Origin of the sequence: Sphingomonas lacusdianchii (assembly GCF_022664395.1) — a bacterium.
GTDB lineage: Bacteria > Pseudomonadota > Alphaproteobacteria > Sphingomonadales > Sphingomonadaceae > Sphingomonas > Sphingomonas lacusdianchii.
In genome coordinates this window covers 342721-359798 of record NZ_JAKRET010000001.1, presented here as the reverse complement: position 1 = coordinate 359798, position 17078 = coordinate 342721, and the positions used below count along the sequence as shown (strand labels likewise).

Genomic DNA, 17078 nt, shown 5'->3' with positions numbered 1-17078 from the left:
CTACGACGGCGATATGGGAAAGACGGGCGGGGGGATCAAGCCGCCTCGTCCAGTTCCTCCATCCAGCTGCGGATGCGCGCCTGCACGGCGGCATGGTTCGACCGGGCCTGCTGATAGTCGGCGAAGGTCCGCTCGGTCGTATCCTGCCGACAGCGTTCGGCGGCGGCATTCTCGGCGCGGCGGCACGCCTGTTCGTCGACCAGAATCTGGATCACGCGGAGCAGGTCGGTCTCGGCCGTGTCGCGATCGGCCTCGCGCAGCCAGAAGCTGAAGGCAAGGTCGGTTTCCTTGTTGCGTCGCGCCATGTCGACCAGCTGCCGGTCGCTCGCGATCGTGTCGGTCAACAGGCTTTCGCTCAGGTCGTTGCGGTAGATGGCAAGATCGATCAGGTGGTTGCGCCAGCGTTGCAATTGCTGGTTCTTGATCGGCAGTTGCGCGATCAGTTCGCAGTGGCGGGTCAGCACGTCGACATGCTGCATCAGTCCCATCAATACCGCGCGCTGGAAGGCGAAGACCAGATCGACTTCCTTGACGTCCGCTGCTGCTGCCATGTCGTTGGCGACGATGCGCAGTCGGCGGTCCTTCGCCCCGAACAGCGCGAAGAACTGGTCCTTGAAGGTGCGGAAATATTCGCGGCGAATGCCTTCATGGGTGATGGTACCGGCAAGGCGCGCCAGCTCATGCTCGAACGCCGCACGCTCGTCGGGGCCGGCACCGGGCGGCAGGGTCGCCAACTCCAGCCGCCACAGGAAGTCGGACAGCGATTCGCGGCGGGCGAGCAGGTCTTCGAATGCCTGCGGCCCTTCGGCACGGACCAGATCGTCGGGGTCCATGCCGTCGGGGATGGTGACGATCGAAATGCTCTTGCCCGGTTGCAGCAGCGGTAGCGCGCGTTCCGCGGCGCGTCGAGCGGCCTTGATCCCGGCCGCGTCACCGTCGAAACACAGGATCGGACAGTCGGCCATGCGCCACAGCCGTTCAAGTTGATGTTCGGTCAGCGCGGTGCCGAGCGGGGCGACGACTTCATCGAAGCCGGCCTGCGCCAACGCGATGACGTCCATATAGCCCTCGACCGCGATCACCCGCTTCGCCTTGCGCGCGGCGGCCTGTGCCCGGTCGATATTGTAGAGGGTGCGCCCCTTGTCGAAGAGCGGCGTTTCGGGCGAGTTCAGATATTTCGGCTCGCCATCGCCAAGAATGCGTCCGCCGAACGCGATCGTACGTCCGCGCGCGTCACGGATCGGGATCATCAGCCGGCCGCGGAACCGGTCATACGGCTCCTTGCCCTCGACCGAGATCAGCATCCCCGATTCGACCAGCATTGGATCGCCGTACGACGCGAGCGCCGCCTTCAACCGGCCGCGCGCATCGGGGGCAAAGCCCATGCCGAAGGCGCGCGCCGTTTCGGGCTTGATCCCGCGCTTGGCGAGCGCGTCGCGGGCGATGCCGCCCTCGTCGCCCAGCCGGTCCGCAAACCATGTCTGCGCATCGGCCATCAGCTCGTGCAGGCCCTTGGCCCGCTCCGCCTGACGCGCCGAACGCGCGTCCTGCGCCGGCATTTCCATGCCGGCGGCGGCGGCCAGTTCCTTCACCGCGTCGATGAAGGGCAGGCCGCGCTGATCGGTCATCCAGCGGATCGCATCGCCATGCGCACCGCAGCCGAAACAATGGTAGAAGCCCTTGTCGTCATTGACCCAGAAGCTCGGCGTCTTCTCGGTATGGAACGGGCAGCACGCCTTATGTTCGTTGCCCGAGCGCTGAAGCTTCACCGATTTGCCGACCAGCGCCGACAGCGTCGTGCGGGTGCGCAACTCGTCGAGGAACTGGGGCGATAGGGTCATGGCTCTTTATGCCCCGAACGGAACGGGTACGGCAACCGATTAACTGAGGGCGGCCTTCACCGCCGCGCTGGCCTTGCTCATGTCGAGTTCGCTGCCGTGGCGCGATTTCAGTTCGGCCATCACGCGGCCCATGTCCTTCATGCCCGTGGCGCCCAGATCGGTCTTGATCGCCTCGATCGCCGCAGCGGTCTGTGCCTCATCCATCTGCTGCGGCAAAAAGCGTTCGATGACGGTCACTTCGCGCGCTTCACTGGCGGCCAACTCGGGGCGATTGCCTTTCTCGTACATCTCGATCGATTCGCGGCGCTGCTTGACCATTTTCTGCAGCACTTCGACCACCAGCGCGTCGTCGCTATCGGGAGCCTTGCCGGTGCGTGCCTCGATGTCGCGGTTCTTGATCGACGACTGGATCAGGCGGATGGTGGCCGTCGTCTCCTTGTCGCCGCCCTTCATGGCGGTGACGAGGGCGTCCTTGATGGTGTCGCGAATCATGGCGGTTCCAGTGTCTCTCATTCGGATAAGCGATCACGCATAGCCGCAATCGATCCGCGATCACAGGATTGACGGCGCGGGACGTTGGGACTAGCCGCCACCGCTTAGCGACATCATCAGACAAACCCAGGAGTGCCCGCCTATCATGGCCGACGCCAAGCCATTTGCCATGCCCGAAGGAGCCACCGGGGTCCTTGTCCTTGCCAATGGCGACGTGCTGTGGGGCCGTGGCTTCGGGGCCGAGGGCGCAGCGGTCGGCGAGGTGTGCTTCCACACCGCGATGACCGGCTATCAGGAGATCATGACCGATCCGTCCTTCGCCGGGCAGATCATCACCTTCACCTTCCCGCACATCGGCAATGTCGGCACCAACGTCGACGATGTCGAGGCGAACGACCCGCACGCGCTGGGCATGATCGTCCGCGAGGATGTGACCGCGCCGTCGAATTTCCGGTCGAACGAGCATCTTGACGCGTGGATGGCCCGCCACAACCGGATCGGGCTGGCCGGGATCGATACGCGAGCGCTGACCCGCCGCATCCGGCAGGGCGGGGCGCCGAACGGGGTGATTGCGCATTCGGCGAGCGGCGAGTTCGACATTCCGGCGCTGCTGGCACAGGCGCAGGCATGGCCGGGGCTTGAGGGGATGGACCTTGCCAAGACGGTGTCGTGCGAGACGCATTACGGCTGGGCCGGCGGGGCGTGGCATCTGGGGAAGGGCTATGACGACAGCACCCGGCCGGAAGGTGACGAAGGTGCCACGCAAAGCACATCGCGTCCGCATGTCGTTGCGATCGATTATGGCAGCAAACGCAATATCTTCCGCAACCTTGTTCACGCGGGCGCTGAAGTAACCGTGCTACCTGCGACTGCGACCTATGATGAGGTGATGGCGGCGAACCCCGACGGCATCTTCCTGTCGAACGGCCCGGGCGATCCCGCGGCGACCGGCGAATATGCGGTGCCGGTGATCCGCAAGCTGCTCGACACCGGCAAGCCGCTGTTCGGCATCTGTCTCGGACACCAGCTGCTCGGCCTCGCGGTCGGCGCGACCACGATCAAGATGCATCAGGGCCATCGCGGCGCGAACCATCCGGTCAAGCGGCTGTCGGACGGCGCGGTCGAGATCACCAGCATGAACCACGGCTTCGCGGTCGAACGCGACAGCCTGCCGGTGGGGGTGGTCGAGACGCATGTGTCGCTGTTCGACGGGTCGAACGCCGGCATCGAAGTGGACGGCGGCCGTGCGTTTTCGGTCCAGTATCACCCCGAGGCGTCGCCCGGACCGCAGGACAGCTTCTATCTGTTCGAACGGTTCGTGGGGATGATGAAGGCTCGCTGATTGTTCGCGCTGGCTTTGCTCTTCGCCGTTCAGGCTGGCGCATCGGTCGGCTCGACCGAGGCCGCCGCGGTGACGCAGGCGAAGCTCGATCGAATGACGCAGCGATGCAATGCTCCTCGGAGTTGGTTGAAGCATCTGGGCGGTAACCGAGTTCACGTACGGCCTTCCCGTGGCGGATCTTTCAAGCAGATCGATTGCGTACTTAGCCAATTGAAAAACAGCGGACTCCCGATGGACCTTGGGTTCGTCGGTAACGAGGCCCCAGCAAACGGACTGGATCACTAATGCCAAAACGCACCGACATTTCGTCCATCCTCGTCATCGGCGCGGGGCCGATCGTCATCGGCCAGGCTTGCGAGTTCGATTATTCGGGCGTGCAGGCGATCAAGGCGTTGAAGGAGGAGGGCTATCGCATCGTCCTCGTCAATTCCAACCCCGCCACGATCATGACCGACCCGGAACTGGCCGACGCGACCTATGTCGAGCCGATCACGCCGGCGGTGGTCGCCAAGATCATCGAGAAGGAGCGCCCCGATGCGGTGCTGCCGACGATGGGCGGACAGACCGCGCTGAACACCGCGCTGGCGCTGGCCAATGACGGCACGCTCGAAAAGTTCGGCGTGCAGATGATCGGCGCCGATGCCGAGGCGATCGACAAGGCCGAGGACCGGCAGAAGTTCAAGGTCGCGATGGAGAAGATCGGCCTCGAATCCGCGCGCAGCCATATCGCCCATACCGAAGCGGAGGCGCTGGCCGGGCTGGAGCATGTCGGGCTGCCCGCGATCATCCGCCCGTCCTTCACGCTGGGCGGGACCGGCGGCGGCGTCGCCTATAACCGCGACGAATTTCTGCGCATCGTCCGCGAGGGGCTGGATGCGTCGCCGACCACCGAGGTGCTGATCGAGGAATCGCTGCTCGGGTGGAAGGAATATGAGATGGAGGTCGTCCGCGATCGTGCGGACAATGCCATCATCGTGTGTTCGATCGAGAATATCGATCCGATGGGCGTTCATACCGGCGATTCGATCACCGTCGCCCCGGCGCTGACGCTGACCGATAAAGAGTACCAGATCATGCGCAACGCATCGATCGCGGTGCTCCGGGAAATCGGTGTCGAAACAGGGGGTTCGAACGTACAGTTCGCGGTCAATCCGAAGGACGGCCGCCTGATCGTCATCGAGATGAACCCGCGCGTGTCGCGGTCGTCGGCGCTGGCATCGAAGGCGACCGGCTTCCCGATCGCCAAGGTCGCGGCGAAGCTGGCGGTCGGATACACGCTCGACGAGATCACCAACGACATTACCGGCGCGACGCCGGCGTCGTTCGAACCGACGATCGATTATGTCGTCACCAAGATTCCGCGCTTCGCCTTCGAAAAGTTCAAGGGATCGCAGGCGGTGCTGTCGACGGCGATGAAGTCGGTCGGCGAAGTCATGGCGATCGGCCGCAATATTCATGAATCGATGCAGAAGGCGCTGCGCGGTCTGGAAACCGGGCTGTCGGGCTTCAACAGCGTCGAACGCCTGGCGGGTGCGCCGCGCGCGGAGATCGAGGCGGCACTGGCCGTCGCGACCCCCGACCGGCTGCTGGTCGCGGCACAGGCGCTGCGCGAAGGCTTCACCGTCGCCGAAGTCCACGCCATCGCCAAGTACGATCCGTGGTTCCTCGAACGCATGGCGGAAATCGTCGCGGCGGAAACCGAAGTTTGCACCAACGGGCTGCCGCAGGACGCGGCGGGGATGCGCCGGCTCAAATCGATGGGCTTCTCCGACAAGCGGCTGGCATGGCTGGCGCTGCAATCGGCCAATCTGCGCGGCATGGAGCGCGGCATCGCGCGCGGATCGGGCCTGATCCACGAGGTCGTCAAGATGATGACCGGCGGCGTGACCGAGGACGAGGTGCGTCAACATCGGCACAAGCTGGGCGTGCGGCCGGTCTTCAAGCGCATCGACACCTGCGCCGCCGAGTTCGAGGCGAAGACGCCGTATATGTATTCGACCTACGAAGCGCCGACCTTTGGCGAGCCGGAGGACGAGAGCCAGCCGACTGATCGGAAGAAAATCGTCATCCTCGGCGGCGGGCCGAACCGGATCGGGCAGGGGATCGAGTTCGACTATTGCTGCTGCCATGCGTGCTTCGCGCTGAGCGATGCCGGCTATGAAACGATCATGGTCAACTGCAACCCGGAGACGGTGTCGACCGATTACGACACGTCGGACCGGCTGTATTTCGAACCGTTGACCGCCGAGGACGTGCTGGAAATCCTGCATGTCGAGGCGTCGAAGGGCGAGTTGGTCGGGGTGATCGTGCAGTTTGGCGGACAGACGCCGCTGAACCTCGCCCGCGCGCTCGAGGCGGCTGGTATCCCGATCCTCGGCACCACGCCCGATTCGATCGATCTGGCGGAAGATCGCGAGCGGTTCGCCGATCTGGTCACCTCGCTGGGGCTGCTCCAGCCGGCCAACGGCCTGGCGCGCAGCCGCGACGAGGCGGCGGTGATCGCCGAGCGGATCGGTTATCCGGTGCTGATGCGGCCAAGCTATGTGCTGGGCGGGCGGGCGATGGAGATCGTTGATTCGCTCGGGCAACTCGACGACTATATCCAGACGGCGGTGCAGGTGTCGGGAGACTCCCCCGTCCTGATCGACCAGTATCTGCGCGACGCGATTGAGGTCGATGTCGACGCGATCGCGGACGGGGACGACGTCGTCGTCGCGGGGGTGTTGCAGCATATCGAGGAAGCCGGCGTCCATTCGGGCGACAGTGCCTGTTCGATGCCGCCCTATTCGCTGACCGCCGAGGTCATCACCGAGATCGAGCGGCAGACGGTGGCGCTGGCCAAGGCGCTGAACGTCAAGGGGCTGATGAACATCCAGTTCGCGGTCAAGGACGGCAAGGTCTATCTGATCGAGGTCAATCCGCGCGCCAGCCGTACGGTGCCGTTCGTCGCCAAGGCGATCGGCACGCCGGTCGCCAAGATCGCGGCGCGGGTGATGGCGGGCGAGAAGCTGGCCAATCTGCCGACGATCGATCGCGACATCGATCATGTCGCGGTCAAGGAAGCGGTATTCCCATGGGGCCGCTTCCCCGGCGTCGATCCAGTATTGTCGCCGGAAATGAAGTCGACCGGCGAAGTGATGGGGATCGATGGCGATTTCGCCACCGCCTTTGCCAAGGCGCAGATGGGCGCCAACATCGTCCTGCCCAAAAGCGGCACGGTGTTCGTGTCGGTCAAGTCGAGCGACAAGCCGGTGATCCTGCCGGGCGTGCAGTTGCTGGTCGAAATGGGCTTCAAAATCGTCGCGACCAGCGGCACCGCCGACTATCTCGCCGACCATGGCGTGCCGGTCGAACGCGTCAACAAGGTGGCGCAGGGTCGTCCGCATATCGTCGACAAGATTTTCGACGGCGATATCGCGATGATCTTCAACACCACCGAAGGCTGGCAGTCGTTGAAGGACTCCGAATCGATCCGGGCGTCGGCGCAGTCGCAGAAGGTGCCCTATTTCACCACGGCGCCCGCCAGCGTCGCGGTGGCTCAGGCCATTCAGGCGCTGGCTGCCCGCTCCCTTGAAGTGCGGCCGTTGCAGTCCTATTATTCGCAATCGCACAACTGATCCCCATCAGCGGAATGTTGCGCGCGGACGGGCAGGGAGGCCCGTCCGTGTGGCGGGGGTAATGACAAAAGGGACGCGCGCGCGATGGCGACGGTCGAAAAGATGCCGATGTTGCAAGAGGGCTATGATCGCCTGACGGCGCACCTCAAGCAACTGAAGGTCGAACGGCCGCAGATCATCGACGCGATCGAGGAAGCGCGCGCCCATGGCGACCTGTCCGAAAACGCCGAATATCATGCGGCGAAGGAGCGGCAGGGGCAGATCGAGGCGTCGATCGCCGATATCGAGGACAAGCTGAGCCGCGCGCAGGTCATCGATCCGAAGGACCTGTCGGGCGACAAGGTGGTGTTCGGCGCGACCGTTACGCTGCTCGACGAGGATGACAAGGCGGTCACCTACCAGATCGTCGGCCAGACCGAGGCGGACGCCAAGTCGGGCCGTATCTCGTACAACTCGCCGATGGGCCGCGCGCTGATCGGGCGGAAGGTCGATGACGATGTCGAGGTGACGGTGCCGTCGGGCGACCGTTATTACCAGATCTCGAAGATCGAATTCATCTAAACCCCTATGTTCGAACGGCGTCCTTCCCCGTCGATCCTCGTGATCGGCGGGTTGATCGCTTGCGTCAGCGCGTGGCTGATCCTGACCGGCGGCGTGTGGAGCGCGGCGATCGCGGCGGGCTTCGTGCCGCTGCGCATGACCAGCAATGTCGCCTCGATCGAGGGGTTTGCGCCGTTCGTGCCGCTATGGCTGACGCCGATCACCGCCGCGTTCATTCATGACGGATGGGTGCATCTGGCGTTCAACCTGCTGAGCCTTGCCATCGTCGGTACGCCGACGCAGCGGGCGGTGGGACTGCGCGGGGTGTTGGTGCTGCTGCTGATCGGTGCCTATGCGTCGGTCGCGGCGCAGTGGCTGGCCGGGCCGACTTCGCCCGCGCCGATGATCGGGGCGAGCGGGGCGATCTCGGCGCTGATCGGCGCCTATGCGCTGCTGTTCGGCGGGGGCAAGGCGAAGGCGATCGGGCCGGTGCCGGCGCATGTCGTCCATGCGGTGTGGCTGGGGGTGAGCTGGACCCTGCTAAACCTTGCCATCGGCTGGGCGAGTGCGGGGAGCGAGATGCCGATTGCCGGGGCGGCGCATGCCGGCGGGTTCATCGCCGGGATGCTGTTGCTCCGCCCGTTGTTGCGGTGGCGCTGGGGTGTGCGGCGAGTAGCCGCCGGCAGCCCTGACTGAGCCGCAACTCTCTCCTGCGCCCTCCGTTTGCTTCGAGCGGAGGTTCGAGCTTGTCGAGAACCGCAGTCGAGAAGGGGTGCCCTAGACGGACGTTCTCGACGGACGCTTCTCGACTTCGCTCGAAGCTGCTCGAACCCAACGGGAGCGGCTGGGGCCTTACGCCGGCGGCAGTTCCGGTTCGAGCAGACGGTGCAGATGCACCACCACATATTTCATCTCGGCATCGTCGACGGTCCGCTGCGCCGCGGCGCGCCATGCCTTTTCGGCGCTGGCATAGTCGCCGAAGATGCCGACGACGTCGATCGCCTTCAGGTCGGCAAAGTCGAGCGTGCGCGGATCGGAGACGCGGCCGCCGAAGACGAGGTGAAGTTTGCTCATGGTCGTTCCCGCAGTGCAAAAAAAGATACGCCCAGCCCGCATAGCGGACCGGGCGTACCCTTCAACCCAGAATCTGGGATTTGCGCGACCGATCAGTTCTTGACCGCGGCCTTGCCGCTGTCGGCGGCGGCCTGCACCACCGTGCTGAACGCCGAACGCAGCTGTTCCTTGGCGCCGTCCTTGCTCGGCAGGGCGGCGGTCAGCTGTTCCTTGCCGACGTCGCGCGCCGTGGCGGCAGCGGCGGTGGCGGCGGCGGCCAGCTTCTTGCCGAGCGGGGCAAGCGTCTTCGTTTCCTGCGCGGTACGCGGCAGCAGCGCGCCGACGACGGCACCGAGTGCGAGCCCACCGGCGAGGACCGCAAGCGGATTGGTCTCGATCGTTTCCGACGCGCGCTGGGCGGCGTCATGGGCGGCGTCCGAGGCGCGCTTGGCAGCGTCGTGCGCGGCGTCGCTGGTCGCATGGGCGGCGGTCGACGCCTTTTCCTTCAGCGTGTCGATGGTGCCGGTGGTTTCGTGCGGGGCGGTCTTGAGTTCGCTCATGATGTCATTCCTTGTTCGGGACGGGCGGGGGCGGGGCGATGGGGGCGGGCGGCGGCGGCGGTGCCTTGCGGAACAGGCGGGCGATGCGCTTGCGGGCGAGCAGCGCGACGACGCCGGTGGCGATACCCGCCGCGACGCCAGGACGCTCCATCACGACCGCGACGCCGTCCTCCGCCTTGTCGCGCAGGTCGTCGGCTACATTCGAGGCGATGGTCGCGGGCGACAGGCGATGCTTCGCTTCGGCAATGCTGGCCTGTAGCCGGGCGCGCTTGAGCAGCGCGTCGGCGCGGGCGGCGGCGAGGGTTGGCGGGATCATCAGCCGTCTCCCAGAGGCGCGACGACGCGCTTGAAGCTCGCCAATGCGATCCTGGCGAGAATGGCCGCGATCCCGAGCGCCACGACGACGACCAGCAACGTCGCCCAGCCCGGCCCCATCAACGGCCGCAGCGAAAGAATCGCCCCGACCAGCAGCGCGGTGACCGCCGACAGCGCGATGACCACGGCACCGACCGCAAGGCCGGCGGCGATGCCGGCCTGCGATCCGCGCGTGCTGGCGACTGTCTTCCACAGCGTCACCTCGGCCCGGGCATAGGCCTTCGCATCCTCGACGACGCGACCGACGACCGTTCCCAGCCCCTCGTCCCCCATGATCGGGGTCAGCCCTTGACCACGGGAGTGTCGGCGTCGGTGCCGGCCTTGACGATGCGCGCCAGCACGAAGCCGAGCGCGGCGGCGGTGCCGATCGCGATCGCCGGGCTCTTGCGGACGAAATCGCTGGCATCGGCGATCAGGTCGTCGACCTCCTTGCCGCGCAGATTGTCCGAGAAGCCCGAAATAGCCTGGGCGGCCGAACGGGCATATTGGCCATATTGCTCGCCGAGTTTCTCGTCGACGGTGCCGGCGGCGTCCTCCATCAGCTTCGAGAATTCGTCGAGGGCACCGGTCGCGCGCAGCTTGCCCTCATCGGCGAGGCCGCGTGCCTTATCGGTCGCCTTGGCGGTCAGTTTCGACGCTTCGTCCTTGAGCGTCTGCTTGGCGCTGCCGGTCGAGGTCGCTTCCGAATCGAACGAGGTCGTTGCGGCCGGGGTGAACTCGACGGTGCCACCCGTGGCGGGGGTGATGTCGGCATTGAAGTCGACGGCGGTGTCGCTGGTGGTCGGCGAGCCGCCGGTCCGATTGAAGTCGGTCATAACGAATCCTTTCTTCGTTTCGGGACGATAACCATGCGGCAATGGTCGGGTTCCGTTGCGCGCACAGGATTTGCGGGGCGCGGGCCGAATGTATACAGGGACCGCGACCACGCCGTTCCGCACGGACATAAAGGGAGTCGTTACGTGACCGCAATCATTCAGGTGCATGGCCGCCAAATCCTCGACAGCCGCGGCAATCCGACCGTCGAGGTCGACGTGCTGCTGGAGGATGGCAGCTTCGGCCGCGCCGCGGTCCCGTCGGGCGCGTCGACCGGCGCGCATGAAGCGGTCGAAAAGCGCGACGGCGACAAGTCGGTCTATCTCGGCAAGGGCGTGCTGGCCGCGGTCGAGGCGGTGAACGGCGACATCGCCGAAGCGGTGCTGGGCATGGACGCCGAGGACCAGAGCGACATCGACCATGCGATGATCCAGCTCGACGGCACCGACAATAAGGGCCGGTTGGGCGCGAACGCGATCCTCGGCGTCAGCCTTGCGGTGGCGAAGGCAGCGGCGGATGCGCGCGGCCTGCCGCTGTACCGCTATGTTGGCGGGGTGTCGGCGCATCTGCTGCCGGTGCCGATGATGAATATCATCAATGGCGGCGAACATGCCGACAACCCGATCGATTTCCAGGAATTCATGGTGATGCCGGTCGGTGCCGACAGCATCGCCGAGGCGGTCCGCTGCGGTTCGGAAATCTTCCACACGCTGAAGAAGGGCCTGTCGGAAAAGGGCCTTGCCACCTCGGTCGGCGACGAAGGCGGGTTCGCGCCGGCGCTCAGCAGCACGATCGACGCGCTCGACTTCATCATGCAGAGCATCGAGCGCGCCGGCTACAAGCCCGGCGACGACGTGATGCTCGCGCTCGACTGCGCAGCGACGGAGTTCTTCAAGGGCGGCCGGTACGAGATGGTCGGCGAGGGCAAGTCGCTGTCGCCGGTCGAGATGGCCGACTACCTTGCCGATCTCGCCGCGCGCTATCCGATCCTGTCGATCGAGGACGGCATGTCGGAGGACGATTTCGAAGGCTGGAAGGCGCTGACCGACAAGATCGGCGACAAGGTCCAACTGGTTGGCGACGACCTGTTCGTGACCAATCCGAAGCGGCTGGCGATGGGTCTGGAGCAGGGCCTCGCCAACTCGCTGCTGGTGAAGGTCAACCAGATCGGCACGCTGACCGAGACGCTGGAGGCGGTGAACCTCGCCCAGCGCAACCGCTATACCGCGGTCATGTCGCACCGTTCGGGCGAGACCGAGGACGCGACGATCGCCGACCTCGCGGTCGCCACCAACTGCGGCCAGATCAAGACCGGGTCGCTGGCGCGGTCGGACCGGCTTGCCAAGTACAACCAGCTGATCCGGATCGAGGAAGAGCTGGCCGGCGCGGCCCGCTATGCGGGGCGTTCGATCCTGCGTTGATCGCGGAATGAGGGAAGGGGGCGTCGGTGCGAACCGGCGCCCCTTTTTTGCGTCCGTCCGTTGGCGAAAGGCCGGCAAGCCTTTTCCCGCCGTGCGGCGGCGTTCGCGTTTCACCGCTCCGGCAACGTGATCGCGTCCTATCCGGTTGCAGCGATGGCAGACGCCTGACGGATGGCGGCGGCGAGTTCGTCCTCGCTGCGGCCGCCGTTGATGGCGATGCGGTCGCCGAAGACGAAATGGGGCACTGATCGGACTCCCGCTTCCGCGGATTGCGCCGCTGCTATGTCAACCCGGCGATGTTGCGCAGGGTCGAGGGCAATTGCGCGCGCTTCCTCGCCCTCGAACCCGTGCCGGGTCGCGATATCGGCGAGCACGTTGGCGTCCGATATATTCCGTGCATCAAGGAAATACGCCTTCGTGATGGCGACGGCGAGGGCATGTTGCGTCCCCCGTTCCCGGGCGGCGAGGATCAACCCATGCGCCGGCTGGGTTCGGTACATCCATGGCTGGCGGCCGAGATCGAGCGCAAGGCCCGACGCCCGTGCTTCCGCCTCGGGACGAGCGAACGCTGCCCGGACATCGGTCACGCCGTAGCGCGCGCGGAGCAGATCGGCGACATACAGGCCCTGCGGCGGGGCGTCGGGCAGCAGCAGCACCGGATGCTGGCGGATGTCCACCGAGAGGTCGGGAAAACGTTCCGCCAACACCTTGTCGAGACGGTGATGCCCGATGATGCACCACGGGCAGACAATATCGGTATAGAGGTCGATCCGCAGCACGATAGCGTCCTTTCGTTCATTCATCCTCATGGGCGATCCGCGATCCCGGGTGCGGCGCGGAGATAATCCGTGGCCGTCACTTGATCGACCAGGAACCTCGCCAGATTGCCCCGTGACAGCTTCATTCCGAGCTTCGTCCGGCCGTACCAGCCGATGGCGATCCGCCCCGTTGCCGGTCCGTCCCAAAGATTCGGGATCCGCACCAGCGTCCAGTCGCGCGAGGAGCGGCGCACCTGTTCGGCGGTCGCCCGGATATCGTCATAGGCGTTGCGGACGATGAGCCTGAACAGCATCACAAAGGCACGCGATGGCAGATCGAAACCGTCCTTCGGATCACGATAGGCGGGCGTCGAGACCTGGATCAGGCGGCGGACGTTCAATTCCTCCATGACCGAGATGATCGTGGCGACACCGCGCGTGATCGGCCGCTTTTCGCGCGCCTTCAGGCTGTTGGGTCCGAGGGCGCTGATGACGGCATCGGTGCCTGCGGTGCATGCCTTGATCGCGTCGCGATCGCGGAGGTCGCCGACCACGATCTCGACCCGGCCGACGAAGGCGGCGAGCTTTGCCGGGTCGCGCGCGAAGACGGCAAGCGCATACCCCCGCGCCAGCGCCGTTTCGATGATGTGCCGTCCGGTGGGGCCTGTCCCGCCGAAGAGAGCGATCTTCATCGCATATCCTTCCGATTCACGGTTCCGCCACGGGAACAGGGTGGTAACAAAATGTTACCGACACTATTAAAGTGACCGCACCGCCCCCTGCAAGAAGGCACGCCGATGAAACCAGGTGACATGGAATTTACCGCTCCGGGCGGTCACGACGACTGCGGCATGGTGCGCGAAATTCTCGACCGGATCGGCGATAAATGGAGCCTCTACATCATCGCGACGCTGAAGGACGGACCGGTTCGCTTCAACGCGTTGCGGCGGCGGATCGACGGCATCTCGCAGCGTATGTTGACGATCACGCTTCGCGGGCTCGAGCGTGACGGTATGGTGCGGCGGACCATGTTCCCCACCATCCCGCCGCGGGTCGAGTATGAACTGACGGATATCGGCAGGTCGCTGCTTGCGCCGGTCATGGCGCTGACGATGTGGGCCGATGCGAACCGGACGAATATTCGCGACGCTCGCCTGCGCTATGATGCGGCCGGGGATGGGGCGTAGCGAAGGACCCCGGGCCACGCGGATACGTGGCCCGGCGATCGGCTCAAAACAGGATACGTGCCGTCATCGACGTCGTGCGGCCGTTGATCGAGCGTGCGCGGACGATGCCGTTGGTCGGGATCACCGCATCCTCCGCCTCGGTAAAACCCTGTACGTCGAACAGATTGTTCGCGTTCAGCGACAGTAGCAGACGGCTGGTCGGGCGATATTGCACGAAGGCGTTGGCGACGGTGTAGCCGGGCAGCTTCAACTGGTTGCTGTCCTGCGCATAGCTGCTGGTCGTGCCGATGACATTGGCACCGATAGTGAACCGGTCGATCTCCACCTGCGGCGTCGCCTGGAAGATCAGCCGCGCCTGACGACGCGGCGTGTTGCCGATGACGCCGGGGTTGAGCGCGTCGCTGACGATCTTCGCATCGGTCCAGGTAGCGCCGCCGGTGATGCCGAACGCGCCGACCCGGTAGCCACCGTCGAATTCGAGGCCGACGGCACGATATTCGCGATCGATGAAGACCTGCCGCGTCGCTTCGTAATTCTGTTCCTCGGTCCGCGCCCAGAAGCCGGTCAGGTTCAGGACCAGCCCGTTGTGCCGATATTTGGCGCCTGCCTCCGCCTGGCGGACGAAGTCGACGGCGGCGGACTTGCTGAGCAGCGAGCCGTCGGTCGTGCTGACCGCCGGACCGAATAACAGCCGATCGGCATTGGCACGGCCGCCCCGGCTGTAGCGGGCGAAGACCGCGAACGGCTCGGCGATGCGGAAGTTGATGCCCGCCGAATAGGACAGGTAGTTCCAGCCATAATCGACCGGGGCCGGCTGGCCGAGCGGAATGACCGCCACCCGCCGTTCCGCCGCAGTGATTATGCCGTCGCCGTCAATGTCGCGCGCGACGACGCCGGTGCGTCCGCCGCCGAGGTCCGCACCGTAGATCGATCCCGATGCGTCGCCGAAATCGTAGCGGACGCTGGCGCCCAGCGCGACGCGGCCGACCTTGTAGTTCAGCGAGGCGAACGGCGCGTTGACGTCATAGGCGACGCGGTAGCTGCGGCGGCAACAGTCGCCGAAATAGCTGGCGCTGTACGCATAGAAGCCGTTCTGCGTCACCGGCGTGCCGCCCGCCGACACCACATCGACCAGCGCGGCGCGACCATCGCCGCGCACGTCGAGCAGCGTCGACGTCCACAGCCAGTCGGTATCGATCGCCTGGCGCGACTTGTAGAAGCCCGCCGTCGTCGTCAGGTCGCCGCCGCCGAGCGTGAACACGCGGCTGGCGCGCACGTCGTTGGTGACGTTGTCGAGGCTGTTCAGCTTCACGTCGAACACCACGATCTGCGCGAGCAGGCCGTTACCGTTGAGCGCGGCGGGGTCGGTGATCGCCTGTCCAACGGACGGGCCGCTGGCGAAGCGCAGCGTCGCACCGGCGCCGCCGAGCGCGGTTGCGATGTCCGACGCAGCGGCCACGTTGGACGGGAAGTTCGACGAGAAGCCGCCGCTGATGTCGGCGTAGCGGAACCGGTCGGTCACGGTCCATCCGGACAGGTCGATCTGTGTTTCCACGCCGAACGCCTTTACCACCGGATGCTGGCCGTCGCGAAGGTCGCGCGTGACGACATTATTCTGGCCGTCGAGCGTCAGGTTCGTGGTGAAGTTGCGCGACAACAGCGCGTCGCGCGTGATCGAGAAGCCGGGCAGGCTGGCATAGCGCGGATCGGCGTTGCTGCCGGTGACCCGGACCGGATTGGGCAGATAGCCGACCGCGCGATCGTCGAGATATTTGCCGTAGAAGCGGATATAGCCGCCCGAGAAGGTCTTGGTCAGGTTCGCCTTGAACTGACCGCCGCGATTGCCGTCATAGCCGACCCGGCGCGGCCCTTCGCCCTGACGGTAGAAACCGCCGACGTGATAGCGCAGGCTGCTGTCGATCTTGCCGCCATAGTCGAAATCGACGCGATATTCCTGATAGTCGAGCCCCGCGCCGAATTGCAGCGCGCCCCCTTCCTGTTCGCCGGTCTTCGAGATCAGGTTGAGCACGCCGCCCGGCGAATTGGACGAGAAGGTGGAGGCCGATCCGCCCCGGATCGCCTCGACCGACGACAGGTTCAGGTCGGCGCGCAGAAAGATGTCGGCATTGCCGAAGGTGATGTCGCCGAATTCGAGGACGGGCAGGCCGTCCTCCTGTAGTTGCAGGAACTTCGCCCCGCCCGAGGCGATCGGAAGGCCGCGGATCGAGATGTTCGCATTGCCTTCGCCGCCCGAGCTTTCCGAACGGACGCCCGGTACGTTCCGGAAAATCTCCGCGGTCGAGCGCGGCGCGGCCTTCAGTATGTCGGCTTCGCGGAGCGAACTGGTGGAAATGGCGCTGTCGAGTCGGTCGCGACCCCGCGCGACCGCGGTGACGATGATGTCGCCCGCCGGCTTGGCGGCGTCTCTGGTCTGCTCGACCGGCTTGTCATTACCCGCCGTCGTCGACTGCGCATGCGCCGACGCCCCGGCGATGAGTGGCAGCACGCAGGCTGTGGTATAGAATAGGCGCAATTCCCTGATCCTCCCCGCAAATTGATCGGGGCTGCGCCTATTGCAATCGGTTTAAGGATGGGTTGACGTGTGCGCGCGGCCGACACGGCTCGCAAAGAATGACCGATGGGTAGATCGGTTCTAGAACAGCCGCCCGCCATCCGGCACCCGCTGATCGGGCGCGAACAGCACCACCGCGCCGCTTCCATCGGGAAAGCCCAGCGTCAGCACTTCCGACACGAACTTGCCGATCTGTCGGGGCGGGAAGTTGACCACCGCCGCGACCTGTCGCCCGATCAATCCCTCGCATCCATAATGTTCGGTGATCTGCGCGCTCGACCGCTTGCGGCCGATCACCGGGCCGAAATCGATGACCAGCTTGATCGCAGGCTTGCGCGCCTCCGGATAGGGTTCGGCGGCGACGATGGTGCCGACACGGATGTCGACCTTCAGAAACGTGTCGAAATCGGTCGGGTCGGTGAGCGTCGCAGGGTCGTGCAGCAGGTGCATATCGGCTCCTTGGGGCGGCAGGTGGCTTGCGTGGGGGCGGGCTATAAACGACATACG

The 17078-nt window shown here is 65.4% G+C and carries 17 protein-coding genes; 6 read left to right on the top strand and 11 right to left on the bottom strand.

Annotated elements, in window-relative coordinates:
- Nucleotides 1–35: 35 nt before the first annotated feature.
- Complete coding sequence (gene dnaG / locus MF607_RS01640) at nt 36–1841, bottom strand: DNA primase (protein ID WP_242115658.1); 1806 nt, start codon at nt 1839–1841, stop codon at nt 36–38.
- 39 nt (nt 1842–1880) lie between these two features.
- Nucleotides 1881–2333 (bottom strand): GatB/YqeY domain-containing protein, encoded by a 453-nt coding sequence (locus tag MF607_RS01635; RefSeq protein WP_242115657.1) that lies wholly within the window; start codon nt 2331–2333, stop codon nt 1881–1883.
- A 145-nt stretch (nt 2334–2478) separates the two neighbouring features.
- Here MF607_RS01635 and carA point away from each other — a divergent pair, with 145 nt between their 5' ends.
- From carA to MF607_RS01615, 4 genes are all read left to right on the top strand, one after another.
- On the top strand, nt 2479–3675 hold the full coding sequence (gene carA, locus MF607_RS01630) for a glutamine-hydrolyzing carbamoyl-phosphate synthase small subunit (protein WP_242115656.1): 1197 nt from the start codon (nt 2479–2481) through the stop codon (nt 3673–3675).
- A 284-nt stretch (nt 3676–3959) separates the two neighbouring features.
- Nucleotides 3960–7292 carry a carbamoyl-phosphate synthase large subunit gene (gene carB / locus MF607_RS01625; RefSeq protein ID WP_242115655.1) on the top strand — a complete coding sequence of 1111 codons (3333 nt, stop codon included), beginning with the start codon at nt 3960–3962 and terminating at the stop codon, nt 7290–7292.
- Nucleotides 7293–7376: 84 nt separating this feature from the next.
- Nucleotides 7377–7853 (top strand): transcription elongation factor GreA, encoded by a 477-nt coding sequence (gene greA, locus MF607_RS01620; RefSeq protein WP_242115654.1) that lies wholly within the window; start codon nt 7377–7379, stop codon nt 7851–7853.
- Nucleotides 7854–7859: 6 nt separating this feature from the next.
- Nucleotides 7860–8528 carry a rhomboid family intramembrane serine protease gene (locus MF607_RS01615; RefSeq protein ID WP_242115653.1) on the top strand — a complete coding sequence of 223 codons (669 nt, stop codon included), beginning with the start codon at nt 7860–7862 and terminating at the stop codon, nt 8526–8528.
- A 156-nt stretch (nt 8529–8684) separates the two neighbouring features.
- Here the strand turns inward: MF607_RS01615 and MF607_RS01610 are convergent, their stop codons facing one another.
- The 5 genes from MF607_RS01610 to MF607_RS01590 form a co-directional block, all read right to left on the bottom strand.
- On the bottom strand, nt 8685–8906 hold the full coding sequence (locus MF607_RS01610; protein ID WP_242115652.1) for a DUF4170 domain-containing protein: 222 nt from the start codon (nt 8904–8906) through the stop codon (nt 8685–8687).
- Between the two features lie 92 nt (nt 8907–8998).
- Nucleotides 8999–9445: a hypothetical protein gene (locus MF607_RS01605; RefSeq protein ID WP_242115651.1), complete on the bottom strand. Its 447-nt coding sequence runs from the start codon at nt 9443–9445 to the stop codon at nt 8999–9001.
- A 4-nt stretch (nt 9446–9449) separates the two neighbouring features.
- The gene (locus tag MF607_RS01600) at nt 9450–9761 is read right to left on the bottom strand and encodes a hypothetical protein (protein WP_242115650.1); all 312 of its coding nucleotides are present in this window, start codon (nt 9759–9761) and stop codon (nt 9450–9452) included.
- The gene (locus MF607_RS01595; protein WP_242115649.1) at nt 9761–10093 is read right to left on the bottom strand and encodes a phage holin family protein; all 333 of its coding nucleotides are present in this window, start codon (nt 10091–10093) and stop codon (nt 9761–9763) included. Before MF607_RS01595 ends, MF607_RS01600 begins: the two co-directional genes overlap by 1 nt.
- An 8-nt stretch (nt 10094–10101) precedes the next feature.
- Nucleotides 10102–10635, bottom strand: coding sequence for a hypothetical protein (locus MF607_RS01590; protein ID WP_242115648.1), 534 nt, complete (start codon nt 10633–10635; stop codon nt 10102–10104).
- Nucleotides 10636–10779: 144 nt separating this feature from the next.
- Here MF607_RS01590 and eno point away from each other — a divergent pair, with 144 nt between their 5' ends.
- Nucleotides 10780–12054 carry a phosphopyruvate hydratase gene (eno, locus tag MF607_RS01585; protein WP_242115647.1) on the top strand — a complete coding sequence of 425 codons (1275 nt, stop codon included), beginning with the start codon at nt 10780–10782 and terminating at the stop codon, nt 12052–12054.
- 137 nt (nt 12055–12191) lie between these two features.
- Here eno and MF607_RS01580 read toward each other — a convergent pair whose 3' ends face one another.
- Both MF607_RS01580 and MF607_RS01575 read right to left on the bottom strand, forming a co-directional pair.
- The gene (locus MF607_RS01580) at nt 12192–12857 is read right to left on the bottom strand and encodes a DsbA family oxidoreductase (protein ID WP_242115646.1); all 666 of its coding nucleotides are present in this window, start codon (nt 12855–12857) and stop codon (nt 12192–12194) included.
- Nucleotides 12858–12859: 2 nt separating this feature from the next.
- Nucleotides 12860–13504, bottom strand: coding sequence for an NAD(P)-dependent oxidoreductase (locus MF607_RS01575; RefSeq protein WP_242115645.1), 645 nt, complete (start codon nt 13502–13504; stop codon nt 12860–12862).
- A 120-nt stretch (nt 13505–13624) separates the two neighbouring features.
- Here MF607_RS01575 and MF607_RS01570 point away from each other — a divergent pair, with 120 nt between their 5' ends.
- Nucleotides 13625–13999, top strand: coding sequence for a winged helix-turn-helix transcriptional regulator (locus MF607_RS01570; protein WP_242115644.1), 375 nt, complete (start codon nt 13625–13627; stop codon nt 13997–13999).
- 43 nt (nt 14000–14042) lie between these two features.
- Here the strand turns inward: MF607_RS01570 and MF607_RS01565 are convergent, their stop codons facing one another.
- Nucleotides 14043–16505 carry a TonB-dependent receptor domain-containing protein gene (locus tag MF607_RS01565; protein WP_242115643.1) on the bottom strand — a complete coding sequence of 821 codons (2463 nt, stop codon included), beginning with the start codon at nt 16503–16505 and terminating at the stop codon, nt 14043–14045.
- A 147-nt stretch (nt 16506–16652) separates the two neighbouring features.
- Nucleotides 16653–17021 (bottom strand): tRNA-binding protein, encoded by a 369-nt coding sequence (locus MF607_RS01560; protein WP_242115642.1) that lies wholly within the window; start codon nt 17019–17021, stop codon nt 16653–16655.
- Between the last annotated feature and the right edge of the window lie 57 nt (nt 17022–17078).